The organism is Streptomyces netropsis (assembly GCF_014203545.1).
Lineage (GTDB): Bacteria > Actinomycetota > Actinomycetes > Streptomycetales > Streptomycetaceae > Streptomyces > Streptomyces netropsis.
On the sequence record NZ_JACHJG010000003.1, the window covers coordinates 693,164 to 717,634 of the forward strand.

General features: G+C 72.0%; 21 protein-coding genes. 7 read left to right on the top strand and 14 right to left on the bottom strand.

All coding sequences use genetic code 11. The features are described 5' to 3' along the window. Window positions 1-22: 22 nt before the first annotated feature. The 10 genes from FHS38_RS10975 to FHS38_RS11020 form a co-directional block, all read right to left on the bottom strand. Entirely contained in the window at window positions 23-430 is a 408-nt protein-coding gene (locus tag FHS38_RS10975; protein WP_184733271.1) for a cytidine deaminase, read from the bottom strand. Then, window positions 427-1,713, bottom strand: coding sequence for an ABC transporter permease (locus FHS38_RS35230; RefSeq protein ID WP_184733273.1), 1,287 nt, complete (start codon window positions 1,711-1,713; stop codon window positions 427-429). The genes FHS38_RS10975 and FHS38_RS35230 overlap by 4 nt, the downstream gene beginning before the upstream one ends. Beyond that, window positions 1,710-2,822: an ABC transporter permease gene (locus FHS38_RS10985; RefSeq protein ID WP_184733274.1), complete on the bottom strand. Its 1,113-nt coding sequence runs from the start codon at window positions 2,820-2,822 to the stop codon at window positions 1,710-1,712. Before FHS38_RS10985 ends, FHS38_RS35230 begins: the two co-directional genes overlap by 4 nt. Beyond that, the gene (locus FHS38_RS10990) at window positions 2,819-4,456 is read right to left on the bottom strand and encodes an ABC transporter ATP-binding protein (protein ID WP_184733415.1); all 1,638 of its coding nucleotides are present in this window, start codon (window positions 4,454-4,456) and stop codon (window positions 2,819-2,821) included. The genes FHS38_RS10985 and FHS38_RS10990 overlap by 4 nt, the downstream gene beginning before the upstream one ends. Window positions 4,457-4,697: 241 nt before the next feature. Beyond that, the gene (locus FHS38_RS10995) at window positions 4,698-5,729 is read right to left on the bottom strand and encodes a BMP family lipoprotein (RefSeq protein WP_184733275.1); all 1,032 of its coding nucleotides are present in this window, start codon (window positions 5,727-5,729) and stop codon (window positions 4,698-4,700) included. Window positions 5,730-5,859: 130 nt separating this feature from the next. Beyond that, window positions 5,860-7,104 (bottom strand): amidohydrolase, encoded by a 1,245-nt coding sequence (locus tag FHS38_RS11000; RefSeq protein WP_184733416.1) that lies wholly within the window; start codon window positions 7,102-7,104, stop codon window positions 5,860-5,862. An 86-nt stretch (window positions 7,105-7,190) separates the two neighbouring features. Beyond that, window positions 7,191-8,366 carry a hypothetical protein gene (locus FHS38_RS11005; protein WP_184733417.1) on the bottom strand — a complete coding sequence of 392 codons (1,176 nt, stop codon included), beginning with the start codon at window positions 8,364-8,366 and terminating at the stop codon, window positions 7,191-7,193. 125 nt (window positions 8,367-8,491) lie between these two features. Then, window positions 8,492-9,445, bottom strand: coding sequence for an N-acetylneuraminate synthase family protein (locus FHS38_RS11010; protein ID WP_221494769.1), 954 nt, complete (start codon window positions 9,443-9,445; stop codon window positions 8,492-8,494). A gap of 52 nt (window positions 9,446-9,497) precedes the next feature. Next, window positions 9,498-10,865 (bottom strand): acylneuraminate cytidylyltransferase, encoded by a 1,368-nt coding sequence (locus FHS38_RS11015; RefSeq protein WP_184733276.1) that lies wholly within the window; start codon window positions 10,863-10,865, stop codon window positions 9,498-9,500. A gap of 35 nt (window positions 10,866-10,900) precedes the next feature. Then, a complete protein-coding gene (locus FHS38_RS11020) occupies window positions 10,901-12,196 on the bottom strand; it encodes a DUF6716 putative glycosyltransferase (protein WP_184733419.1) in 1,296 nt (431 codons plus the stop codon). Window positions 12,197-12,419: 223 nt separating this feature from the next. Between FHS38_RS11020 and FHS38_RS11025 the strand changes: the two genes are divergently transcribed. From FHS38_RS11025 to FHS38_RS11035, 3 genes are read left to right on the top strand one after another with little or no spacing between them, the layout of a single operon-like run. Next, complete coding sequence (locus tag FHS38_RS11025) at window positions 12,420-13,397, top strand: glycosyltransferase family 2 protein (protein ID WP_184733277.1); 978 nt, start codon at window positions 12,420-12,422, stop codon at window positions 13,395-13,397. Next, window positions 13,397-14,803: a polysialyltransferase family glycosyltransferase gene (locus FHS38_RS11030; protein ID WP_184733278.1), complete on the top strand. Its 1,407-nt coding sequence runs from the start codon at window positions 13,397-13,399 to the stop codon at window positions 14,801-14,803. The genes FHS38_RS11025 and FHS38_RS11030 overlap by 1 nt, the downstream gene beginning before the upstream one ends. Next, window positions 14,800-15,954, top strand: a complete 1,155-nt coding sequence (locus FHS38_RS11035) for an acyltransferase family protein (RefSeq protein ID WP_184733279.1) — start codon at window positions 14,800-14,802, stop codon at window positions 15,952-15,954. Before FHS38_RS11030 ends, FHS38_RS11035 begins: the two co-directional genes overlap by 4 nt. On the opposite strand, the gene FHS38_RS11040 is transcribed toward FHS38_RS11035, so the two are convergent. Beyond that, entirely contained in the window at window positions 15,928-16,581 is a 654-nt protein-coding gene (locus FHS38_RS11040; protein ID WP_184733280.1) for a TetR/AcrR family transcriptional regulator C-terminal domain-containing protein, read from the bottom strand. The two genes, FHS38_RS11035 and FHS38_RS11040, sit on opposite strands and share 27 nt — an antisense overlap. A gap of 67 nt (window positions 16,582-16,648) precedes the next feature. On the opposite strand from FHS38_RS11040, the gene FHS38_RS11045 reads away from it, so the two are divergent. After that, window positions 16,649-18,178, top strand: coding sequence for an FAD-dependent monooxygenase (locus FHS38_RS11045; RefSeq protein ID WP_229822241.1), 1,530 nt, complete (start codon window positions 16,649-16,651; stop codon window positions 18,176-18,178). A gap of 53 nt (window positions 18,179-18,231) precedes the next feature. On the opposite strand, the gene FHS38_RS11050 is transcribed toward FHS38_RS11045, so the two are convergent. Then, the gene (locus tag FHS38_RS11050) at window positions 18,232-19,629 is read right to left on the bottom strand and encodes a GntT/GntP/DsdX family permease (protein ID WP_184733282.1); all 1,398 of its coding nucleotides are present in this window, start codon (window positions 19,627-19,629) and stop codon (window positions 18,232-18,234) included. 31 nt (window positions 19,630-19,660) lie between these two features. Further along, on the bottom strand, window positions 19,661-20,170 hold the full coding sequence (locus FHS38_RS11055) for a gluconokinase (RefSeq protein ID WP_184733421.1): 510 nt from the start codon (window positions 20,168-20,170) through the stop codon (window positions 19,661-19,663). A 166-nt stretch (window positions 20,171-20,336) separates the two neighbouring features. Here FHS38_RS11055 and FHS38_RS11060 point away from each other — a divergent pair, with 166 nt between their 5' ends. Together FHS38_RS11060 and FHS38_RS11065 are read left to right on the top strand one after the other, a co-directional pair. Beyond that, window positions 20,337-21,038: a FadR/GntR family transcriptional regulator gene (locus FHS38_RS11060; RefSeq protein WP_184733283.1), complete on the top strand. Its 702-nt coding sequence runs from the start codon at window positions 20,337-20,339 to the stop codon at window positions 21,036-21,038. 124 nt (window positions 21,039-21,162) lie between these two features. Next, the gene (locus FHS38_RS11065) at window positions 21,163-21,327 is read left to right on the top strand and encodes a hypothetical protein (RefSeq protein ID WP_184733285.1); all 165 of its coding nucleotides are present in this window, start codon (window positions 21,163-21,165) and stop codon (window positions 21,325-21,327) included. Here FHS38_RS11065 and FHS38_RS11070 read toward each other — a convergent pair. Then, complete coding sequence (locus tag FHS38_RS11070; protein WP_184733422.1) at window positions 21,290-22,729, bottom strand: amidase; 1,440 nt, start codon at window positions 22,727-22,729, stop codon at window positions 21,290-21,292. The genes FHS38_RS11065 and FHS38_RS11070 overlap by 38 nt on opposite strands. Window positions 22,730-22,922: 193 nt before the next feature. Here FHS38_RS11070 and FHS38_RS11075 point away from each other — a divergent pair, with 193 nt between their 5' ends. After that, window positions 22,923-24,425, top strand: coding sequence for an alpha/beta hydrolase (locus FHS38_RS11075; RefSeq protein ID WP_229822231.1), 1,503 nt, complete (start codon window positions 22,923-22,925; stop codon window positions 24,423-24,425). Window positions 24,426-24,471 lie beyond the last annotated feature (46 nt).

Genomic DNA, 24,471 nt, shown 5'->3' on the forward strand with positions numbered 1-24,471 from the left:
CGTCCGGCGCTTAAGGACATCTTCAACGATTCAGGTCGGCGGGCCCAAACGCGTCCGGCAGCAGCTCCGCCAGCGGGCGGACGCCCTTGGCGGTGTCCACGGCCAGCTCCGGGCCGCCGTGCTCCCACAGGAGCTGACGGCAGCGGCCGCACGGCATCAGGATGTTGCCGTGCCGGTCGCAGCAGGTGAACGCGGTGAGCTTGCCGCCGCCCGAGGAGATGAGGGCGGAGATCATGCCGCACTCGGCGCAGAGGGTCACGCCGTAGGCGGCGTTCTCCACGTTGCAGCCGGTGACGGTGCGCCCGTCGTCGACGAGGGCCGCCGAGCCGACGGGGAAGCCGGAGTACGGGGCGTAGGCCCGGGACATCGCGTCCCGGGCCTGCGTCCGCAGGTTCTCCCAGTCGACAGGACCGTCGGAGGGCGAGGTCACTTTCCTTCGCCCTTCCGGTAGGGCTTGCCGTTGGCCTTGGGCATCCGCAGGCGTTGCGCGGAGAAGGACAGCACGAGCAGCGTCGCGACGTACGGGGTGGCGTCGACGAGCTCCAGCGGCACGGTCTTGGTCATCGTGTACCAGACGATGAGCGCCACACCGAAGGCGGCGCTGACGATCGCGGGCTTGGTCTTGCCGGCCCGCAGCCGCCAGGCGGCGAAGCCGATCAGCAGCACCGCGACGAGCAGCAGCAGCGCGTGGACGGTCGGGCCGCCGGAGCGCAGCTGGAGGCTGTCCATGAAGCCGAACAGGCCCGCGCTCATCGCGACGCCGCCCGGCCGCCAGTTGCCGGAGATCATCGTGGCGAGACCGATGTAGCCACGACCGCCGGTCTGGCCGTCGGAGTACATGTGGGTGCCGATGGCGAGGAACGCGCCGCCGAGGCCCGCGAGGCCGCCGGAGACGACCACGGCCGCGTACTTGTACTTGTAGACGTTGACGCCGAGGGACTCGGCCGCCACCGGGCTCTCACCGCAGGACCGCAGGCGCAGACCGAAGGAGGAGCGCCACAGCACGAAGAACGTGAGGACGAACAGGCCGCCCGCGACGATCGTCAGCCAGGACACGTCGGTGACCAGGCCGTCGACGATGCCCGCGAGGTCGGAGACGAAGAACCAGTTGTGCTTCTCGATCGAGTTCAGCCAGTCGGAGAGACCGGGGATCGAGAAGTTCGGCATGTTCTCCATGACCGGCGACTGTTTGTCGTTGCCGCCCGCCTGCTGGGCCTCGCTGCCCTCCGCGCCGAACCAGAGCTTGGCGAGGTACTGCGTGACGCCGAGCGCCAGGATGTTGATCGCCACACCGGAGATGATGTGGTCCACGCCGAAGGTGACGGTGGCCAGCGCGTGCACGAGGCCGCCGAGCGCGCCGCCGAGGATGCCGGCGGCCGCCGCGGCCCAGGGGCCGTGCTGCCAGCCGATCCAGCCGGCACTGAAGGTGCCGAGCATCATCATGCCTTCGAGGCCGATGTTGACGACGCCCGCACGCTCGGCCCACAGGCCGCCGAGGCCCGCGAGTCCGATCGGCACGGCCGCGCCGAGGGCGCCGCTGAACTGGCCGGAGGAGGTCAGGTCCTCCGCGCCGGTGATCACCCGCAGTACGGAGAGCACCAGCAGGCCGCCCGCGATGAGCAGCAGGATCACGGGGTAGGAGAGCTTGCGCCGCTCGCCCTTGTTCTTGCCGGTCAGGCCCTTGGCAAGCGCGTCGGTGAAAGTCGTACTCACGCGGAAACCTCCGCCTTGTCGCTCTTGGCCTGGGCGGCGAGCTCCTCGCCGACCTTGCGCTGCTGCATCTTGAGGCCGTAACGGCGCACGACCTCGTACGCGATGACGACGCACAGGACGATGACGCCCTGGATCACTCCGACGATCTCCTGCGCGTAGCCCTCGAACTCGAGCTGCGTGCCGGTGCGGTCCAGGAAGCCCCAGAGCAGGGCGCCGAGCGCCATGCCGATGGGGTGGTTACGGCCCAGCAGCGCGATGGCGATGCCGGTGAAGCCGATGCCGGTGGGGAAGTCGGTGCCGTAGTTGTACGAGACGCCGAGCAGGGTCGGCATGCCGACGAGGCCCGCCATCGCGCCGGAGAGCACCATCGAGGTGATCACCATGCGCTTGACGTTGACGCCGCTGGCCTGCGCCGCGGACTCGGAGCGGCCGACCGTACGCAGGTCGAAGCCGAACCGGGTGCGGTTCAGACCGAACCAGTAGACGGCGCCCGCGAGGGCCGCGATCACGACGAAGCCGTAGATCGGCTTGGGCACGGTCGGGATCTCGAAGAAGTGGGCCGAGTCGGGCAGGTAGGGCGTGTGGATCAGGTTGCCCTCCTTCTCCGCGAGCCGCCCGTCCTGGAGCAGGTAGCCGATCAGCGAGGCGCCGATGGCGTTCAGCATGATGGTGCTGATCACCTCGCTGACGCCGCGGGTGGTCTTCAGCAGACCGGCGATGCCGGCCCACATCGCGCCCACGATCATCGCGACGAGGATCATGACCGGGATCTGGATGATGCCCGGCAGGGTCAGCGCGCCACCGACGACGGCGGCGAAGAAGGCCGCGATGCGGTACTGGCCGTCGACGCCGATGTTGAAGAGGTTCATCCGGAAGCCGATGGCGACGGCCAGCGCGGACAGGTAGTACGGGGTCGCCTTGTTGACGATCCAGACCTGGCTGTCGCTCTTCGACCCGAAGTCGACCATGACCTCGTAGGCGTGGAACGGGTCACTGCCCGTGGCCAGGATGATCAGCGAGGTGATGACCAGCGCGGCCAGGATCGCGAGGGCCGGGGCGGCGAAGCCCAGGATGAGCTTGTCCTTGTCGAACTTCTTGGTGAGGCTCATGCGGAGTCGCCCCCTTCCCGCTCCGTGTCGTTGCTGTCGGCGGCGGTGTCGGTCGCGGCGTCCCCGCCGTCCTCGACGTGCTCAAGGTGGCCGGTTGCGGCGCCGGTCATGGCCGAGCCCAACTCCTCCGGGGTGATGGTGGCCGGGTCCGCGTCGGCGACCAGACGGCCGCGGAACATGACCCGCAGGGTGTCGGAGAGCCCGATGAGCTCGTCCAGGTCGGCGGAGATCAGCAGCACCGCCAGGCCCTCGTGGCGCGCCTCGCGGATCTGGTCCCAGATCTGCGCCTGCGCACCGACGTCCACGCCCCGGGTGGGGTGCGCGGCGATGAGGAGCTTCGGCTGGTGGCTCATCTCGCGGCCGACGATCAGCTTCTGCTGGTTGCCGCCGGACAGCGAGGCCGCGGTGACCTCGATACCGGGGGTGCGCACGTCGTACTCACGGACGATCCGCTCGGTGTCCACACGGGCGGCCTTGTTGTCCAGGAGGCCGCCCTTGCTGTTGGGCTTCTCCGTGACGTGGCCGAGGATACGGTTCTCCCACAGCGGGGCCTCGAGGAGCAGGCCGTGCCGGTGGCGGTCCTCGGGGATGTAGCCGATGCCGCCCTCGCGCCGCTTGCGGGTCGGGGCCTGGGTGATGTCGGCGCCGTCGAGGGTCACGACGCCCTCGCTCGGGGTCCGCATGCCCATGATGGCCTCGACCAGTTCGGCCTGGCCGTTGCCCTCCACGCCCGCGAGGCCGAGGACCTCGCCCTTGTGGATGGTGAAGGTGATGCCGTCGAGCACCGCGCGGACGACACCGTCGGGGTCGGTGGCGGACAGCCGCAGCCCCTCGACGTTCAGCATCGGCGTGTCGGTGACCGTCGACTCCCGGGTCTCGGGCGAGGGCAGCTCGCTGCCGACCATCAGCTCCGCGAGCTGCTTGGGGGTCGTCTCACTCGGGGCCACGGAGGCGACGGTGGTGCCGCGCCGGATGACGGTGATGTCGTCGGCGACGGAGAGGACCTCGCCGAGCTTGTGCGAGATGAAGATGACGGTCAGGCCCTCGGCCTTGAGCTCGCGCAGGTTGTCGAACAGGGCGTCGACCTCCTGGGGCACCAGGACGGCCGTCGGCTCGTCGAGGATCAGCGTGCGCGCACCCCGGTAGAGGACCTTGAGGATCTCCACCCGCTGGCGGTCGGCGACGCCGAGGTCCTCGACGAGGACGTCGGGACGGACGCCGAGGCCGTACGCGTCGGAGATCTCCTTGATCTTCGCGCGGGCCTTGTCACCGATGCCGTGCAGCTTCTCGGCGCCGAGGACCACGTTCTCCAGAACGGTGAGGTAGTCGGCGAGCATGAAGTGCTGGTGCACCATGCCGATGCCGCGCGCGATGGCGTCGGCGGGGCTGTGCAGGCTGACCTGCTCGCCGTCGAGCGTGATGGTGCCCTCGTCCGGCTTCTGCATGCCGTAGAGGATCTTCATCAGGGTCGACTTGCCGGCGCCGTTCTCACCACAGAGGGCATGGACGGTGCCGCGGCGGACGGACAGGTGGATGTCGTGGTTGGCCACGACACCGGGGAACCGCTTGGTGATGCCCTCGAGTTCTACGGCGGGGGCGGTACCAGCGGGTGCGGTACTACTGGACGCTTTGATGGCGCACTCTCCTCGGGGAAGGGAGCGGGGGAGCCTGGTCGGCAGGACGGGGCTACCGGAAAAAGATCTCCGGTTGAGCGGGGGCGAGGCTACCGCGTTCAACGCCACGCTACGCGCGTAGCGTTGGCTGGGGGAACCGCCCCAGCGGTAGCTGAGGGGGAGTATGGCGGGCCCGGCACGAGAAAGACGCTTCTCGTGCCGGGCCCCGTGACCTACCGAACCGGTCGAAACCGGTCATGGATCACGGAGAGGTCTTGACCTTGACCGTGCCGTCCGAGATCTTCTTCTTCGCCTCTTCGATCTTGGCCTTCAGGTCGTCGATGTGACCACCGGAGGTGGCCAGCGAGACGCCGCCGTCCTTGAGCAGGTAGGCGTGCGGGCCGGTCAGCGGCTTGCCGTCCTTGACGCTCTTGGCCAGGTCGAACACCGCGACGTCGACGTTCTTGACGACCGAGGTGAGGATCGAGTCCTTGTACTTCGCGAGGCCCGGCTGCTGGTACGCGTCGGAGTCGACGCCGATCGCCCAGGCACCCTTCTGGCTCGCGACGGCCTCGATCGAGCCGTTGCCGGAGAGGCCGGCCGCGGTGTAGATCACGTCGATGCCCGAGTCGAGCATGCCCTTGGCCTTGTCCTTGGCGGCCGCCGGGTCGTTGAAGCCCTTGTCGTTGTTCGGGTACAGGTACTGCGAGGTGACCTCGACCTTCGGGTCGGTCGCCTTGGCACCCTGCTCGAAGCCCGCCTGGAACTTCTGGATCAGTGCGTTGTTCACACCGCCGATGAAGCCGACCTTGTGGGTCTTGGACTTCAGGGCCGCGGCAACACCGGCGAGGTAGGAACCCTCGTGCTCACCGAAGGTGATGCTCTCGACATTGTCGCCCTTGGCAACCGAGTCGACGACGGCGAAGGTCGTCTTCGGGAAGTCCTTGGCGACCTTCTCGATCGACTTCGAGTAGTTGAAGCCAACGCCGATGACCGGGTTGTAGCCCGCCTCGGCGAGGGAGTTCAGCCGCTGCTCGCGCTCGGCCTCGGTCTCACCGTTCTTGGCGGTCAGCAGGCGGGCGTTCATGCCCAGCTCCTTCTCCGCCTTGTCCACGCCACGGGCGGCGGACTCGTTGAAGGAGTGGTCGTCACGGCCGCCGACGTCGAACGCGAGGCCGATGCCCTTGTCCTTGCTGCCACCCGACTCGGTCGAGGACTCGCCACAGGCGGTGAGAGAGAATGCGAGAGCCGCGGTTGCAAAACCCGCGACAGTGATTGTGGATACCCGGCGCACGAGGGGCCCCTTCACTCGAAGCGCCTCCGTCGGCGCTGGTTCGCGGGAATCGTAACGCGCGTAGATGGAGATAAAAGGGGTGCTTCAAAGCCGTTATCGGATCGTCGCGAACCTGTCTTGACCCGAATGGCTACATTCGGCCTCCATCCAGCAATGCAGCGGCGGTGAACAGTTCCACGGCCACCTGGATCGCTCCCTCGTCCACGTCGAAATCACCGCAATGCAGGTCACGACGGGTCGTATCGCCGACGGGACGGACCCCGAGCCGGGCCATCGCACCCGGTACGCGCTCCAGGTACCAGGAAAAGTCTTCGCCACCCAGGCTCTGCTCGGTGTCCTCGACCGCGAAGGTGCCGCGCCGGGCCACCATGGCGCGCCGCAGCAGCCCCGTGACCTCGGGGTCGTTGACCACCGGGGGCACGCCCCGGACGTAGTTGATCTCCGACTTGGCGCGGTGCATGGTGGCGACCTCGTCGATCGCGGCGTGCACCAGGTCGGGGGCGTCCCGCCAGGCGTTCAGGTCCAGGCAGCGGACCGTTCCGGACAGCTCCGCGTGCTGCGGGATGACGTTGCAGGCGTGCCCCGCCTCCAGCCGTCCCCAGGTGACGGCCAGACCCGAACGGGCGTCCACCCGTCGGGCGAGCAGGGCGGGCACGTCGATGGCGACCCGGGCGGCGGCCGTGACCAGATCGGTGGTGAAGTGCGGGCGGGCGGTGTGCCCGCCGGGGCCGTCCAGCGAGACCTCCAGCCGGTCGCACGCCGAGGTGATCGGCCCCGGCCGCAGCCCGAGCCGGCCGACCTCGACCTTGGGGTCGCAGTGCACGGCGATGATCCGGCCCACGCCGTCCAGCGCCCCGAACTCGATCGCGTCGAGCGCGCCGCCGGGCAGCACCTCCTCGGCGGGCTGGAAGATCAGCCGCACCGGGCGCGGCAGCAGGGCCCGCTCCGCCAGCTCGGCGAGGACGAGACCGGCGCCGAGGACGGCGGTGGTGTGCACGTCGTGACCGCAGGCGTGCGCCATCTTGGGGACGGTCGAGCGGTACGGGACCGTCTTGGTGTCCGGGATGGGCAGCGCGTCGAGATCCGCGCGGAGCGCGAGCATCGGCCGCCCGGCACCGGCCCACGCCCCGGTGCCGGTGTCGATGTCCGGGCCGATGTCACAGATGAGCCCGGTGCCCATGGTCAGCGTGCGGGGTCTGAGCCCCGCTTTCTCCAGCCTCGCCTTGACCGCCGCCGTGGTACGGAACTCGCGGTTCCCCAGCTCGGGGTGCATGTGCAAGTCCCGCCGGAAGTTGATGAGTTCGGCGCGCAGCCCCGAGGGCAGCGCGCCGGGCAGATCGCTCTCGGCGGTGTCGGGCTCGGCTTCGCAAGGCATCAGATGGTTCACCCTGCGAAGGGTAGAGCCACGAATGGGGCAACTGCCGCCGGATCAAGAAAAGTTCAGCCGCATGGATGGGTTCGCTATGGGGTATGACCCGTATTTACGGCCTGCGTCGTTGGAACAGGGGCATACGGCAGCCTGCGCACATCGCGGGCCGTGTCCGTGACGCCGGAGAGGAAGCCCTCGGCGCGCGGTGAGGCGGTCTCGGTGAGCCACGCGGGGTCGATGTCGCAGACCACGACGGTGACGCCGGTGCCGGCGAGGGCGAGCGGCAGGGTGTGCACCACGGTCGAGGGGAAGCTCAGCACCGTGCGCCCTATGGGGCCGCGGCGCGCGATCAGTTCCAGCGGCAGTTCGGGCCGTACCACCTCCAGACCGAGCCGGGCGCCGATGCGGTGCAGCTTGTCGGTGTGCTCGCGGCGGTGTGCGAAGTAGCGGGTGGCGCCATGGGTGCGGGCCAGCGCGGCGACGGCCTCCAGATAGGCCTCCGCGTCCACGACACCGGTCTCGACGAGGGACGTTCCGACCAGATCCGTGCCGCGCGTGAGCCGGGGCGGGCCGAACGTGGCCCGGGTCCAGGCGAAGTCGTTGGCCGTGACGGTCACCCCGGCGGGCGCCTCGACGGGCATCGAGGTGAACACCTCGACGCTCCGGCGGGTGTTCGGAGTGAGTTTCCGGCGCGCGGAAGCAGATACAGGCGCGAAAACGACGTCGCGCGCCCCCCGGCCGCCCCGCCGGTGCCACCGTACGAGGCGTTCGCCGCGCGCGAGTTGGGAGACGAACTCCATCGTCGCCGTGCCGTCGTCCACCACGACCAGCTCCCGGGCCCGCGTGATCATCAGCAGTAGCTGGACGTACCGCGAGAACGGATCGCCGATGACGACGCGGCGCGCCTTGCGCAGCGCCCCGGCGAGTCCCCCGATCGTGTGCGCGGGCGCCCCGGGGCCGCCCCGCGCCTCCTCCCAGCGGACCCGGTACCCCTGCTCCCGGGCCAGTTGGGCCATCCGGCGCAGCTGCCCCCGGGTCATGGGGTCGTGCGGCGCGAGGACGACGACGAGCAGACCGCCGGCGTCGGGGAGATCGGCGTCGGCCGGGAGAGGGGACGCCGGGCGCCCTTCCTCCGCCGGCCGCCCGCCGCTCTGGCGCGGTACGCCGTCGCACAGCGGGCGGTGGTCCGGGCGGGGCGCCCCCGCCGTGTGCCGGTGCGCCCATTCGAGGACGTTCAGCAGCTGGACCGGGCTCTCGACGAACGCCAGGGTCTCGGCCGTGGCCCGCTCGGCGGCGGGCCCGCGGCCCCGGAAGCGGCCGGGCCGGACGGCCGGGGCCGCCTCCGGGGGTGGGCCGGGGACCGGCCCCTCGGGAGAGGTCACCGTGGTGGCCGTCAGACCGCTACGGGCTTGCGGTCATCGGACCCGGTGGCCTCGGCGACGACGCCCGCGACCCGGCGCAGCTTCTTCATCGGCCCGAGCTCGCTCTCGTACACCTTCTTGACCCCGTCGCCCAGCGATTCCTCGACCACCCGGATGTCGCGCACGAGCCGCTGGAGCCCGCCGGGCTCGACGGACGCGGCCTGGTCGGAGCCCCACATGGCCCGGTCGAGGGTGATGTGGCGCTCGACGAAGCCGGCGCCGAGGGCGACGGCGGCCAGGGTGGTCTGCAGGCCCGTCTCGTGGCCGGAGTAGCCGATCGGCACGTTGGGGTACTCCGCCTGGAGGGTGTTGATCACCCGGAGGTTGAGCTCCTCGGCCTTGGCCGGGTAGGTGGAGGTGGCGTGGCAGAGCACGATGTTCTCGCTGCCGAGGACCTCGACGGCGTGCCGGATCTGCTGCGGGGTGGACATCCCGGTGGACAGGATCACGGTCCGGCCGGTGGCGCGCAGGGTGCGCAGCAGCTCGTCGTCGGTGAGCGACGCGGAGGCGACCTTGTGGGCCGGGACGTCGAACTTCTCCAGGAAGGCCACGGCCTCGGTGTCCCACGGCGAGGCGAACCAGGCGATGCCGCGGCGCGCGCAGTGCTCGGAGATCTTGCGGTACTCGTCCTCGCCGAACTCGACGCGGTGGCGGTAGTCGATGTAGGTCATGCGCCCCCACGGGGTGTCGCGCTCGATGTCCCACTGGTCGCGCGGGGTGCAGATGTCGGGGGTGCGCTTCTGGAACTTGACGGCGTCGCAGCCGGCGTCGGCGGCGGCGTCGATGAGGGCGAAGGCCTTCTCCAGGTCGCCGTTGTGGTTGATGCCGATCTCACCGGTGATGTAGACGGGGTGGCCGGGGCCGACCGCCTTGTCGCCGAGGATGCGGGTGTTCCGGATGGGGCTGGGGGAAAGCGTGGGGCTCATGGAGGCCGTTTTCCTTCGGTTTCGGGTGAGTGCTGTGGGATGGGTGAAACGGTCAGAGGGACGGGCCGAGGAGCCAGGAGGCGATCTCGCGGACGGCGCCGCTGCCGCCGGGTGCGGAGGTGACCGCGCGGGCCGCGCCGCGTACGACGGCGTGCGCGTCGGCGACCGCGACGGGCCAGCCGACGAGGTCGAAGCAGGGGAGGTCGTTGACGTCGTTGCCGACGTAGAGCACGCGTTCGGGCGCGACGGCGTGCTCCTCGCACCACTGCTTGAGCGCGAGGTCCTTGCGGTCGATGCCGTGCAGCACGGGCACCCGCAGCTTGCGGCCCCGCGCGGCGACGACCGGGTTCACCTCGGTGGAGAGGATGAGCAGGGCCAGCCCCGCCCTCCGCAGGGCGGCGACGCCGAGTCCGTCGCCGCGGTGCACGGCGACGAGTTCGCGCCCGTCGGAGTCGATCAGCACCCGGTCGTCGGTCTGGGTGCCGTCGAAGTCGAGGACGACCGCGTCGACGTCGTCGCGGGTGGGCAGCGCGCCGGGCCCGGGGACGTCGAACAACGGGGCGAGCGCGCGGGCCCGCGCGAGGTCGTGCGGGTCGTCGATCTCCAGCACGCGGGCGGTGTCGGTCCGCACGAGCTCGGTCCGGCCGAAGAACCGGTGCCCGGCACTGCGGAACCCGTCCGCGCGCATGGCGTACGCGGCACCGGTCTCCAGCAGGTCCTGGGGACGGTCCTGGCGGCGCGGGCGGTGGGACTTGTCGTGGTTGACGCCGTGGCCTCCGGCGGCGGGGGCGTGGGTCGCGGGCCGGGCCGGGCCCGGGACCGCGACGGACTCGACCGCAGCCGGAGGCATTGCGCTGACCGGCGCTTCCACCACCCCGGGCACGACGTACCGATCGCCCCGGGCCGGGCCCGGGACCACGGCGGCGGCCCCCGCGCCGTTCTCGCCGGGTCCGAAGTCGTCCCCCTCCCGCCAGACGAAGCCGTGGAAAGGGGCCACCGTCAGCGCGCTGTCGGCGCCCTGTTCGATCACCGCGGCGGCCACGCCGTCGATGTCCTCGCCGGTGAGGAAGGGGCTGGTGCACTGGACCAGCAGGACGGTGCCGACCTCGGTGCCGTGCATGGCCTCGTACGCGTCCATCGCGTGCAGCACCGCCGCCTCGCTGGTCGCGGTGTCGCCCGCGATCGTGCCGGGGCGCTGGACGACGACCGCTCCGGCGCCGCGCGCGGTGGCCGCGATGGCGGGGTCGTCGGTGGACACCACGACGTCGGTGACCAGGCGGGCGGCCCGGCAGGCCCGTACGGCGCGGGCGACGAGCGGTACCCCGCCGACGGCAGCGAGGTTCTTGGCGGGCACGCCCTTGGACCCCCCGCGGGCGGGGATGACGGCCAGCACGGCGGGGCCGGACGGGTCGGCGGACATGGCGGTCTCCTTGCGGTTGCGGGGTGTTCCGGCCCTCACAGCTCCCCCAGCCGGCGGATGGCGGGGGCGACGCGCTGGACGCCGTGGCGGTACGCGCCGCGCGCCGCCTCGCGCACCGCGCGCCGCACGGCGCTCGGCTCGCCGGGCTCCCGGGCGGCGCCGGGCAGCGGCCGTCCCTGCGGGTCGAGGCCGTGACGGGCGAGGATGGCGGGGAGGTAGTGGGGGGCGGTCTCGGTCGTGTAGTACGGGGCGAGCGGCGGCAGCGTGTCCGCCGCGACCAGGTCCGTGACCCGCCGCCGCGCCGCGTCGAAGGCGGTGTCGTAGGAGCCGTCCGCGGCGACGCCCTGGCGGGCCGTCCACGCCGGATCGGCCACCGGCAGGTGTCCGGCGTCGAGTTGGTCCCAGGAGGCGAGGCAGCCGGAGCCGAGGAAGTGGTGGTTGCCGAGCGGTTCACGGATGCCGAGGTCGGTGAGGACGGCGGTCGGGATGCCCCGGTGGAGGGACTCCAGGGCGGCCGTGGAACTGACGGTCACGAGCAGGTCGGTGCGGTCCAGGACCTCGCCCATGTGTCCGTAGACGAGACGGCAGTTGGGCGGAAGTCCGCCCGGCAGCTTGGCCGCGAGCTTCTGGTACGGGAGTTCCTCGATGTGCGTGGTGTGCTCACCGGGCTTGCTGCGCAGCTTGATGATCACCTCCCGGTCGGGGTGCCGCCGGGCGTGCCGGGCGGCGCGGCGCAGCAGATAGGTGCGGTCGGCCCGGTTGTCGGGGACGGAGGGCTGGGCGGCGAACACCACGGTGTAGCGGCGGCCTGTGCCTTGAGGCCCCTCCGACGTGGGCACATACCGCTCGCCGCCGAGGAACGGCAGCGCGCACTCCGTGACGCTCTCCCCCGAGGCGCCGACGCCCGCGTACACCTCGCGGAACCGGTCCGCGTCGTGGCGGGAGTTGGCGAGCACCACGTCCGCGCCGTGCCGCAGCAGCAGCCCGTCGGCGAGCTTCTCGTAGACGACGCCCACGTACCCGGTGGTGACGACCGGCCGCGTCGGGGCGCCGTCCCAGGCCCGGGCCAGCCCGTGCAGCATGGCCTGGACGGCGCCGCCGACGCAGGCCAGTACGGTGACGTCGTACCGCGCGCGGTCGATCGTCTTGACGAACTCGGTCCCCGTGACCTCGCGCAGGGCGTCCGCCCGCACGCCGACCTCGGCGAGCTGCCGGACGGTCGGCGTGGCGCGGCCGCGCAGCAGATAGCCGTCGAGCCGGGCGGCGTCCGGGGCGAGGCGGTGCGCGGTGAGGGCACCCCATTTCCACCGGGTGTCGGAATCGGCGAGCACGGCGACGCGCGGCGGGGATTCGGTTCGTTGTGGCACGTGGCCGACGATAGGAATCCATTCCGTTTCGTTGCCCAACGCGAGTTCAACAACCGGTAAACAGCACACCGCCGGACGGCGAATCGACTGGCGTCCGTGGCGGGTTCATCATTCCGCCGTTCTTCGTTCACCTCCGCGTACGCCATAGGTCAAGACGAATGCCGGGGGGCCACCTAACGTCACCCGTGTGGTTAAGCTCTCCGTCATCGTGCCGTTCTTCAACGTGCAGACCTACGCGCCCGACACACTGAGAAGTCTGCGTGCGAACGCCCGCGCGGACTTCGAATTCATTCTCGTCGACGACTGTTCGACCGACGAGACCCCGGACATCCTCCGGCGCGCCGAGCGCGAGCTGCCCGGGGCCGTGCTGGTACGGCACGAGAAGAACGGCGGTCTCGCCACCGCCCGCAACACCGGGCTGGAACGTGCGCGCGGCGAATACCTCACCTTCCTCGACGGCGACGACTGGCTCGCGCCGGGCTACTACGAGCAACTGCTCGGGGTGATCGAGGAGTTGGGGGTGGAATTCGTCCGCACGGACCACGTCCAGTGCACGGGCCGCGCCCGGACGGTCCACCGCGTGCCGCACGGCCGGCGCGGCGTGGTGCTCAGCCCGCGCGACGCGATACTGCCCGCCGACCGCTCCACGTCCGTGGACTACGCCTACGCCTGGGCCGGGATCTACCACCGGCGGCTGCTGGACGAGGGGCTGTTGCATTTCCCGCACGGGCTGCGGACCGCCGAGGACCGGCCCTGGATCTGGCGGCTGCACCGCGAGGCACGCACTTTCGCGGTCGCCGGGCTGCTCGGCGTCTTCTACCGGCGCGGGGTCGCGTCCTCGCTGACCCAGATCGGTGATGTCCGGCAACTCGATTTCATTCGCGCATTCGATCAGGTAATCGATGAAACCTCGCGTGACGCGGACGCGGAGATGCTGCTCCCGAAAGCCGTGCGCACCTATTGCGCGATTATTTCCCACCATCTCGGTTCCATCGAACGATTCGAACCGGCCGTGGCCCGAACATTGCGTTCGAAGAGCGCGGCCGCCCTGCGGCGGATGCCCCAGGATCTCCTCAAGGACGCCGTGAATTCCATGGACGACGATCGCGCGGCCCGGCTGCGCAGGCTCCGCCGCCGCCCCGCACCCGCGGAGGTGGCGGGCTGATGGCCGAGCGCCGGCTCACCCAGATCTTCCTCGCCTCGTCGCTGTACGGGGCGGCGACGCTCGCCGCGGCCCTGGACGCCGAGCGCTTCCCCCGCGCCGACCGCCGGCTGCTGCTCGTGGCCAACAACGCGGCGACGCCGGAGACCACGCCCGCCATCGACCGGGCGCCCGGCTTCGAGCGGCTGCGCGCCCGCTTCGACGGGGTGCTGTCCTGGAACGAGACGATCAGCCCCTTCCACCCCGGCGGCTGGTCGCCCCGGCCGGACGACGTCCCGCTGTGGGAGCGGCACCTGCGGCTGCTGTGGGGGCTCGGCACCGACGACGTCGAACTCGTCGTCGAGTCCCTCCAGGTCAACCCGGCCCTCGCGATCGCCCAGCTCTTCCCCGACGCGCCGCTCGAGGTCTACGCCGACGGCCTGATGAGCTACGGCCCCACCCGCAACAAGCTCGACCCGCTCGTGGGCGGGCGCGTGCGGCGGCTGCTCCACCTCGATCTGGTGCCGGGGCTGCGGCCGCTGCTGCTCTCGGAGTTCGGCGTCCCCGCGGAGATCGTGCCGACCGAGGTCTTCACCAAGGTGCTGGCCGAGCTCTGTGACGCGACCGACCTGGTCGAGGCCCCCGAGGGGGCCGCGCTGCTGCTCGGCCAGTACCTGTCGGCGCTCGGCATCCTCACCCCCGAGGAGGAGGAGCGGCTGCACGTGCGGATGCTGCGCGGCGCGGCCGCCCTCGGCCACCGCGAGCTGGTGTTCAAACCGCACCCGAGCGCCCCGGCCCGCTGGTCGCGGATGCTGGAGGCGGAGGCGGCACAGCTCGGTGTCGCACTGACGGTCCTGGACGCCCCCGTCCTGGCCGAGGTGGTCTTCCGCCGGGCGCGCCCCGCGCTCGTCGTCGGCTGCTTCTCGACCGCGCTGCTCACCGCGAGCACCTTCTTCGGGCTGCCCGTGGCGCGGGTCGGCACGGATCTGCTGCTGGAGCGGCTCAGCCCGTACCAGAACAGCAACCGCGTGCCGGTCACGCTCGTCGACGCACTGCTCCCCGACCTCGACCGGCCGGAGACGGTGCCGGGATGGAGCCCCGGGAAACTGCCGGGCGAGGGGCTGTCGGGGCTGCTGGCCGCCGTGGGCTTCGCGATGCAGCCGCAGATCTACCCGGAGCTGCGCCCGGCCGCCGAGCGCTATCTCGCGGCCCACCTCGACGCGGACACCCGGCGCTACTTCAAGCGCCGCCGGCTGACCGCCCTCGCCCTTCCGGGCGCCGTCCCCTCCCAACTGGGCTTCCTGCCGCGCAATCCGACCGTGCGGAAGGTGGCCCGCCGGGCGCGGTCCGTGCAGCGGCGCCTCGCGCGGCGGCTGCCCGGCCAGCGGGCTTCGGGGGCGGTCCGGGCCCGGAACGGAAACGCGCGGTGACGTCCGAAGCGGTGCTGCCCGCCGCGCCGCCGGGCGCCCGGACGGGCCGCCCGGCCCGACCGGCGACAGCCTCCTCACCCGCGCACGGGAAGGGCGGCCGCCTCCGGGCCCTGGACGGTCTGCGGCTGCTCGCCGCGCTGATGGTGGCGCTGTACCACTACGGCGGCCGGGGCGGGGAGGTACAGCAGGCGTGGGGGGCGTCACCGCGCCGGGAGTTCCCGACCCTGTCGGGCGTCTTCGCGTACGGCTGCCTCGGGGTGCAGATCTTCTTCGTCATCAGCGGCTTCGTGATCTGCATGAGCGGCTGGGGGCGCCCGCTGCGTTCCTTCTTCGCCTCACGCGTCTCGCGGCTCTACCCCGCGTACTGGGCGGCGATCGCGCTCGTCACGCTGGCCTTCGCGCTGCCGTGGGTGGCGTACCGGACGGTCTCCCCGAGCGACCTCCTGGTGAACCTGACCATGCTGCAACAGCCGGTCGGGGCGCAGCGGGTGCTCGGGGTGTGCTGGACGCTCTGGGCGGAGCTGCGCTTCTACGCGCTCTTCGCGCTCTTCGTGGTGCTGCCGGGCGCGACCCGCCGCCGGGTGGTGCTCTTCTGCGCGGTGTGGACGCTGGCGACGGTCGTCACGACCGCCTCGCACGTGGAGCTGCTGCGGGTCGTCGTCATGCCCGAGCACTCGTCGTTCTTCATCGGCGGCATCGGCCTGTATCTGATCCACCGGTTCGGTCACGACGCCCTGGCCTGGGGCATCGTGGCGGTCAGCTTCCTGATCGGCCAGCACTACGCGGTCGCCGGCCTGTGGCACCCGCCGGGCCCGCAGTATTTCTCCTACCGCTCCCCGTACGTCATCATCGCCGTCGTCGCCGTCGGCTACGCGGCCGTCGCCGCCGTCGCCGTGGGCAGGCTCCACTGGGCGAACTGGCGCTGGCTGACCGTCGCGGGCGCCCTGACCTACCCCTTCTACCTGGTGCACGAGCACCTGGGGTGGGTGGTGATCGGCGGCCTCCACCGGGGTCTGCGGATCCCGTCGTACGCGGCGTTCCCGCTGACGATCGCGTTGATGCTGCTGCTGGCGTGGCTGCTGCACCGCTGTGTGGAACAACGGCTCACGCCCGTGCTGCGCACGTCACTCGCACCGGGCCGGGGCCGGTAGCAGCGTCACCCCGATGCCGGCGATGACGGCCCGCAGCCCGTCGTCGAACCCCGCCTCGAGGTCCTCGAAGAACTCGCGCCCCGCCTCGATCGCCAGTGGGGCGTCACCGAGGCGCCGCGCCCGCACCTCAGGGTCGTAGGCGGGGTCGCGCTCCCCCGGCACGGGGTACACGGACTGCTCCTCGATGACGTAGCCCATCGTGTAGGTGTTCAGCGTGAACCAGGCGCGGGCCGCGCCGCGCGTCGTGAAGCCCGCGTCGAGGCAGACCTGGAGGAACGACTCCAAGGTGCCGGCGTAGAAGTCGTCCGTGAAGCGCGTACCGCCGAAGACCTTCGCGCCGTCCCGGTAGCCGAGCAGGTCGCGGCGCACCACGTGGGCGGCGTGCGCCATGACCTCCTGCCAGGTCGCCCCTTCGGGCAGGGCCAGCATCGGGACCATGCGACGGAACATCTCCGTCGCCATCTCGTCCAGCAGCTCCTGCTTGCTCTTGAAGTGCCAGTACAGGGCGGGAGCCTGGACGTTCAGCTCCTTGGCGATCCTGCGCAGCGTGAGCCCGTCGAGGCCCACTTCGTTCAGCAGGCGCAGAGCGGTGTCCGCCACGAGGGCGCGGTCGATTCGAGTTGCCACCTTGACAGCTTAACGCTGTTCAGTTCAGGCTGGGCGCAGCGAATTTAACAACGTTAAGGAGCTTCTCGTGAGCCTGCCCTCGAACACCTCCGCCACCGAGGTCCTGATCGCCGGTGCCGGACCGACCGGTCTCGTCCTCGCCATCGACCTGGCGCGGCGCGGCGTCCGCCACCGCATAGTCGACCGCTCCGAGCGCGGCTTCCCCGGTTCGCGCGGCACCGGGATCCAGCCGCGCAGCCAGGAGGTGCTGGACGACCTGGGCGCGATCGACGCGCTGTGGGCCGCCGGCGGCCCGTGCCCGCTCGTCCAGATCTGGGAGGGCACCACCCGCGTCGGCGAGCAGCGGATCGTCGCGCCGGCCGAGCCGTCGCCCGGCGTGCCCTACGACGAGGTCCTGATGATCCCGCAGTGGCGCACGGTGGAGATCCTCACCGCGCGGCTCGAAGAGCTGGGCGGCCGGGTGGAGTTCGGCACCGAGCTGACCGGCTTCGACCACGACGCGGACGGCGTCACGGCCACCCTGCGGGACGCCGGGGGCGCCGAGCAGACCGTACGGGCGGAGTATCTGGTCGCGGCCGACGGCGGGCGCAGCACCGTCCGCAAGGCGCTCGGCGTCGCCTTCACCGGCGAACAGGTCGATCCGCGCCCGGTGCTGATCGCCGACGTGATCGTGGAAGGGGAGCTGCTGGACCGCGACCACTGGCACATGTGGCCCCGGGCGAAGGGCGGCATCCTCGCCCTGCGGCCGCTGGAGAACGTGGAGACCTACCAGGTCATGGCCAGTTTCGCCGACACCTCCTACGAGCCCGACCCGGCCCGCGACGCCACCCCCGAGGCCCTGGCCCGCCTCATCTCCGAGCGCAGCGGGCACCCGGGGGTACGCACCGGCGAGGTGCGGTGGGCCTCCGTCTACCGGGCACGGGCCGCGATGGCCGAGCGGTTCCGCACCGGCCGGGTCCTGCTGGCCGGGGACGCCGCGCACGTCCACTCCCCGGCGGGCGGCCAGGGGCTGAACACCAGCCTCCAGGACGCGTACAACCTCGGCTGGAAGCTGGGCGCGGTGCTGCGGCTCGGCGCGCCCGACGCACTGCTCGACACCTACGACACCGAGCGGACGCGGGTCGCCGCCGACGTTCTCCGCCTGTCCACCAGCGTCCACCAGGCGGACCGGGCGGCCGGCAACGGCCCGAGCCTCCGCGGCCGCGAGACCCACCAGCTGACCCTCAACTACCGCGAGAGCCCCCTGACCCGGGAGATGCGCCGGGACCTGCCCGAGGGAGCGCTGCGGGCCGGCGACCGCGCACCCGACGCGCCCTGCGTGGACGCCTCGGGCACGGCCGTCCGTCTCTTCGACGCCTTCCGCGGCCCGCACTTCACGCTGCTGGCGGTGGGCGACACCGAGTGCACGGCGCCGGATGCCGCGTGGGTGCGCACGTACCGCGTGGGCGGCGGCCCGGCAGACCTGCTCGACACGGAGGGGCACGCCAAGGCGGCCTACGGCTCCGGGCTGTTCCTGATCCGCCCGGACGGCTACGTGGGCCTGGCGACGGACGACCCGGCGGACGTCGCGGCGTATCTGGCGCGGGTGGCGGGCTAGGGCCACAGGACACGCCCTGGGCCCGGGACTCGAGCGCCGGACGGGCCGTATCGCTAGAGCACCAGCGACAGCAGCATCACGAAGCCGATCCCGACGACCGAGATGATCGTCTCCATCACCGACCACGTCTTGATCGTCTGGCCGACGTCCATGCCGAAGTACTCCTTCACCAGCCAGAATCCGGCGTCGTTGACGTGGCTGAAGAACAGCGAGCCCGCGCCGACGGCCAGGACGAGCAGGGCGGAGTGGGTCGTGCTCATGTCGGCGGCGAGCGGGGCGACCAGTCCCGCGGCGGAGATCGTGGCCACGGTGGCCGAGCCGGTCGCCAGCCGGATGCCGACCGCGATCAGCCAGGCCAGCAGCAGCGCGGAGACGGACCAGTCCTCGGAGAAGTCCAGGATCATCTGCCCGACGCCCACGTCGATCAGGGTCTGCTTGAAGCCGCCGCCCGCGCCGACGATCAGCAGGATGCCGGCGATGGGCACCAGGGACTTCTCGACGGTCCCGGCCAGCCGGTCACGGCCGAAGCCCGCGGCCCGGCCGAGGGTGAACATGCCGACGAGGACGGCGGCGAGCAGCGCGATCAGCGGTGAGCCGATGACGTCGGTGACCCGCTGGACGTGGTCCTTCGGGTCGTCGACGACGATGTCGACGAGCGCCTTGGCCAGCATCAGCACCACCGGCAGCAGCACGGTCGCGACGGTGGCCGCGAAGCCCGGGCGGCGTTCCAGGTCCTCCGAGGGCCGCTGGGGTATCAGCTTCTCGGGCGGGGCGATGTCGACCCAGCGGGCGGCGACACGGGAGAACAGCGGGCCCGCGATGACCGCGGTCGGCACGGCGACGAGCACGCCGAGCGCGAGCGTCACCCCGAGGTTGGCCCCGATCGCGTCGATGGCGACCAGCGGGCCGGGGTGCGGCGGCACGAGGCCGTGCATCACGGACAGCCCGGCCAGCGCGGGGATGCCGATGCGCATCAGCGAGTAGTTGCCGCGCTTGGCCACCAGCAGCACCACCGGGATCAGCAGCACGATCCCGACCTCGAAGAAGAGCGGCAGCCCGATGACGGACGCGATCAGCACCATCGCCCACGGCATCGAGCGGGGACCCGCCTTGGCCAGGATCGTGTCCACGATCTGGTCGGCGCCGCCGGAGTCGGCGAGCAGCTTGCCCAGGATCGCGCCGAGCGCGATCAGCACGCCGACGCCCGCGACCGTGGCGCCGAGCCCGGCCGTGAAGCTGGCGATGACCTTGTCGAGCGGTGCGCCCGCGACGGCGCCGAGCACCAGCGAGCCGATGGTCAGCGACAGAAAGGCGTGCAGCTTGAAGCGGGTGATGAGGAGGACGATGACGGCGATGCCGACGAGGACGGCGATGCCCAGCTGTGCGTGACCTGCCGAAGTGATCGGTCCGGCGGGGGCCGCGGCCAGCATCTCGACGCTGAGAGTGCTCACGGGGCTTCCTAGAGAGACGGGGCGGAAGGTGTCAGAGGTGCCGCAGTGCGGCGGTCGCCCGGCGGGCGACGGCGTCCGGGCCGGGCGCGACGTCGACCGCGACGCCCGTCTCGTCCGCGTCCAGCGGCTCCAGGGTCGCGAACTGCGAGTCCAGCAGCCGGCTGGTCATGAAGTGCCCCTTGCGGGCCTCCATCCGCTCGGCGATCAGCGCGCGGTCGCCGGTGAGGTGGAGGAAGACGATGCCGGGGGCGGCGGCGCGCAGCCGGTCGCGGTAGGCGCGCTTGAGGGCCGAGCAGCTCACCACGCCGCCCCGCCCGGCGCGCCCGTGCGCCCAGGCGCCGATGGCGTCGAGCCAGGGTGCGCGGTCGGCGTCGTCCAGCGGGGTGCCGGCGCTCATCTTGGCGATGTTCGCGGGCGGGTGGAAGTCGTCGCCCTCGGCGTAGGGGACGCCGAGCGCGTCCGCCACCAGCGGGCCGATCGTGGTCTTGCCCGTGCCGGACACTCCCATGACGGCCACGACCGGGGGATGGGGGGCCTGCATCGCTACCTCGCTGTCCTCGTTGACCTCGACGCCATTGGCGATGCGGACACTCAAGCCCATAAGTACGACGTATTCAAGACCCCGTGACTTAAAAGTCATACTTAATCGCCGTCCCGGGCGGGCACGGTCGGCCGGGGGCCGCCGGCGGAAACCGTAGGCTGAGCCCATGGAGAACCAGGGGCAGGGGCTGCACGCGCGCGTGCTGCAATCCCTCGGGCCCGCGATCACGGCCGGCGAGTACCCACCCGGCAGCGTGCTGCGCACCGACGAGCTGGAGCAGCGCTTCGACGTCTCGCGCACGGTCATCCGTGAGGCGATACGCGTACTGGAGTCCATGCGCCTGGTCGCCTCCCGGCGCCGGGTCGGGGTGACCGTCCTCCCCACCGAGGAGTGGAACGTCTACGACCCGCAGGTCATCCGCTGGCGCCTCGCGGGCGCCGACCGCCCGCGCCAGCTGCGCTCACTGACCGTGCTGCGCTCGGCCGTGGAGCCCGTCGCGGCGGGTCTCGCCGCCCACCTCGCGACGCCCGAGCAGTGCGCCGAGCTGACGGACCACGCCCTGGGCATGGTCGCCACCTCGCGCGGCCAGCAGCTGGACGCCTATCTGGTCCACGACATCGCCTTCCACCGCGTCATCCTGCGCTCCTCCGGCAACGAGATGTTCGCCCGGCTCGGCGACGTCGTCGCCGAGGTCCTGACCGGCCGCACCCACCACCAGGTGATGTTCACCGACCCCGACCCGGCCGCCGTCACCCTGCACGTCCGCGTCGCCGAGGCCGTACGGGAACGGGACGCGGCCCGCGCCGAGGCCCTGACCCGCGAGATCGCCGCCGGGGCGATGGCCGAACTGGACATCCTGGCGCCGTAGTCGGGCCCGCCCGGGCCGCCCGCCGATGATGGCGGTGTCCCCGGTCCGTACCGGCCTTGCCACAAGCTGCCCGCCCGGCCGTAAAACTGACGCGCCGTCGAACAGGCGTCCGTAGGCTGGTCCCATGAGTCGCCATCACGACAACGAGCAGCCGCTCCTGGTCCGCCAGCGGTACGGAAACCGCTGGGTCTACCACCACCGCAATCCCGGGGGCCTCGCTCTCGTCGTCATCACCCCGATCGTCGCCGTCCTCACGCTGTGGGCCCTGTCGAGCGGCATCCCGCGCTGAGCGGACCGCTCCGCTCGGCCGCGCCGGGCCGGCGCTCGTACCACCGCTGGTCCGCCTCCAGTTGCGCGGCCAGCGAGATCAGCAGCGGCTCGCTGTTCGCCGGGCCGAGGAGCTGCGCCCCCATCGGCAGGCCGCCGGGGGTGAAACCGGCGGGCACGTTCACCCCCGGCCAGCCGAGCACGTTCCAGGGCCAGGCGTACGGGCAGGCCGCGATCATCGTCGCGTCCGTCCGGTGGCTGGACAGCTCCGCCAACTCCCCGGTCCGCGGCGGCGGCACCGCCGTGGTGGGGGTCAGGACCACGTCGAACCGGCCGAAGAGCTCCCCCGCCCGGCGCCGCAGCGGCCCCTCCGCCGCCCGCGCCGCGCGCAGCACCCCGCCGCCGAGCAACAGCCCGCCGCGCGCGTTCACCCGCGTACGGGCGTCCAGCAGCGAGGGGTCGGGCACCCGCCCGACCCAGTCCCGGATGCCGGCCATCGACCGCGGCACGAACGACAGCCCGATCAGCCCGTACCGCGGCTCCTCCTCCACGACCTCGTGCCCCAGCGCCGCCAGCCGCTCCGCGATCCCCACGGTCGCGGCCCGGACGGCCGGGTCGAGCCGCTGCCGGACCGCCGCGAAGGCGGGCCGCAGCGAGAGCGCGATCCGCAGCCGCCGCGGCTCACGGCCCACCGCCGCGAGCAGGTCCACGGACGGTGGCCGGTGCAGATCACCGGCGTGCGAACCGCTCGCCGCGTGCAGCAGGAGGGCGGCGTCGGCGACGGTCCGGGCCAGCGGGCCGTCACAGGTGATGCCCCGGAACGCCTCCGCGTCCGGCCAGGTCGAGATCCGGCCCCGCTGCGGCTTGATGCCCACCAGATGCGTCCAGGCGGCGGGGATGCGGATCGAGCCCGCCCCGTCCGAACCCAGCGCGGCCGGTACGAGCCCGGCGGCGACGGCCGCCGCGGAGCCGCCCGACGACCCTCCGGGGGTGTGCTCCAAGTGCCACGGGTTGCGCGTCACCCCGAAGGCCGGCCCCTCGGTGACCGGCCATTGCCCCAGCTCGGGAGTGTTCGTCTTGCCGACGATCACCGCGCCCGCGGCCCGCAGCCGCCGCACCGCCTCGCTGTCGGCGCGCTTCAGCGGAAACCGCCCGGGGCACCCGAAGGCCGTCGGCTCGCCCGCCACGTCCATGTCGTCCTTGACCGCCACCGGCACGCCCAGCAGCGGCAGCCGCTCCCCCGCCGCCAGCCGCCGGTCGGCCGCGTCGGCCTCCACCCGCGCGGCCTCGGCCCGCACCCTGCGGAAGGCGTTCAGCGTCGCCCGCGTCCGCTCGATCCGCTCCAGCGCCCGCTCGACGAGCATCCGCGAGGACACGTCCCCGTCGGCCAGCGCACGGGCTTGCTCCGCCAGCCCTTCGGCCATGAACCCGGTCACCCGATCCCCCTACCGTCGCCCGAATACACGGTAGGGGAACGCGAGTTGCTCGCACATCCGTCTGGAGGTGGTGGAGGTGCCGGATGACGGCGGGCACCGGAGGGCGCCGGGGGCTACCCCCACCCTCGGGGGAACGGCTGGCCGGATGGGCAGGACGACGCCCATCAACCACCCTTCCCTCATGGCACTTTCGAACCGGGCGCACCGCAAGGCCCTCCTGCTCACCCTCTCCGCGACGGCGGTCGCCGCGACGCTCACCGTCCCGGCGCAGGCGTCTCCCGCCCCACCCGCCGCCCTCACCTGGAAGCCGTGCGCGAGCGCGGCCGGCGCCACCGAGTGCGCGACCCTTTCCGTACCGATGGACTACCGCGACCCGCGCGGTCAGCGGGTCGATCTCGCCGTCTCCCGGCTGCGCGGCGCCGACTCCCCCGCCAAGCGCGGCACCTTGCTCGTCATCCCCGGCGGCCCCGGCGGTTCGGGCGTGGCCCGCCTGGCCACCAAGGGCGCCGAGCTGCGGAAACAGACGGGCGGGGCGTACGACATCGTCGCCTTCGACCCGCGCGGGGTCGGCGGCAGCACCCAAGCCGACTGCGGCATCTCCGACGACGACCGCGAGATCACCCACCTCCGCCCCTGGCCGGGCCCCGACGGCGACATCACCGCCAACATCGCCCGGGCCCGCCGCGTCGCCACCGCCTGCCAGACCGACGGCGGTGCCATGCTGCGCAACATCTCCACCGCCAACGAGGTCCGCGACATCGAGAGCCTCCGCACGGCGCTCGGCGAGGAGAAGCTGTCGGCGTGGGGCGTCTCCTACGGCACGTACGTGGGGGCGGTGTACGCGCAGAAGTACCCGCACCGCACGGACCGTTGGGTGCTGGACAGCAGCGGCGACCCCGACCCGAATCGGGTCGAGCGCGGCTGGTCGGCGAACATGTCCGCCGCCGCGGACGACAGCTTCCCCGACTTCGCCGCCTGGGCGGCCGACCCCTCCCGCGACCGCGCGCACCGCCTCGCCGAGCGCGCCGAGGACGTCCGTCCGATGTTCCTGGAACTGGCGGCGAAACTGGACGCCGCGCCGAGGAAGTTCGCCGACCCGGCCCACTTCCCCCTCACCGGCAACCGACTGCGCCAGGCCCTTCAGCAGGGCCTGTACACCAAGAACTCCTTCGAGCCCCTCGCCGAACTGATCCTGGCCGCCCGCGACACGACCGGCCCCCTGAAGGTCCGCGACGTCCTGCCCGGCGGCCCGCTGGGCCAGAGCGAGACGGCGGTCGTCGTCGGCACCCTCTGCAACGACGTGAGCTGGCCCCACGACCTCCGCTCCTACGCCCGCGCCGTCACCGCCGACCGCGCCCGCCACCCCCTCACGGCGGGCATGCCGGTGGGCGTCATGCCCTGCGCCTTCTGGAAGACCGCCCCCACCGACAAACCCGTCCGCATCACCCCGCGCGGCCCCTCGAACATCCTCATGATCCAGAACCTCCGCGACCCCTCGACCCCCCACCGCGGCGCCCTCGAGATGCGCAGGTCCCTCGGCGACCGCGCCCGCCTCGTCACCGTCGACTCCGGTGGCCACGGCGCCTACTTGGCAAACGGCAACGCCTGCGGCGACCGCGCGGTCACCGACTTCCTGACCACGGGCCGACGCCCGGCGGGGGACGTGGTCTGCCCGAAGCAGTGACGTGATCTTCGCGGTTGCGGCTGCGAAATGGCGCGTGCGAGCATCG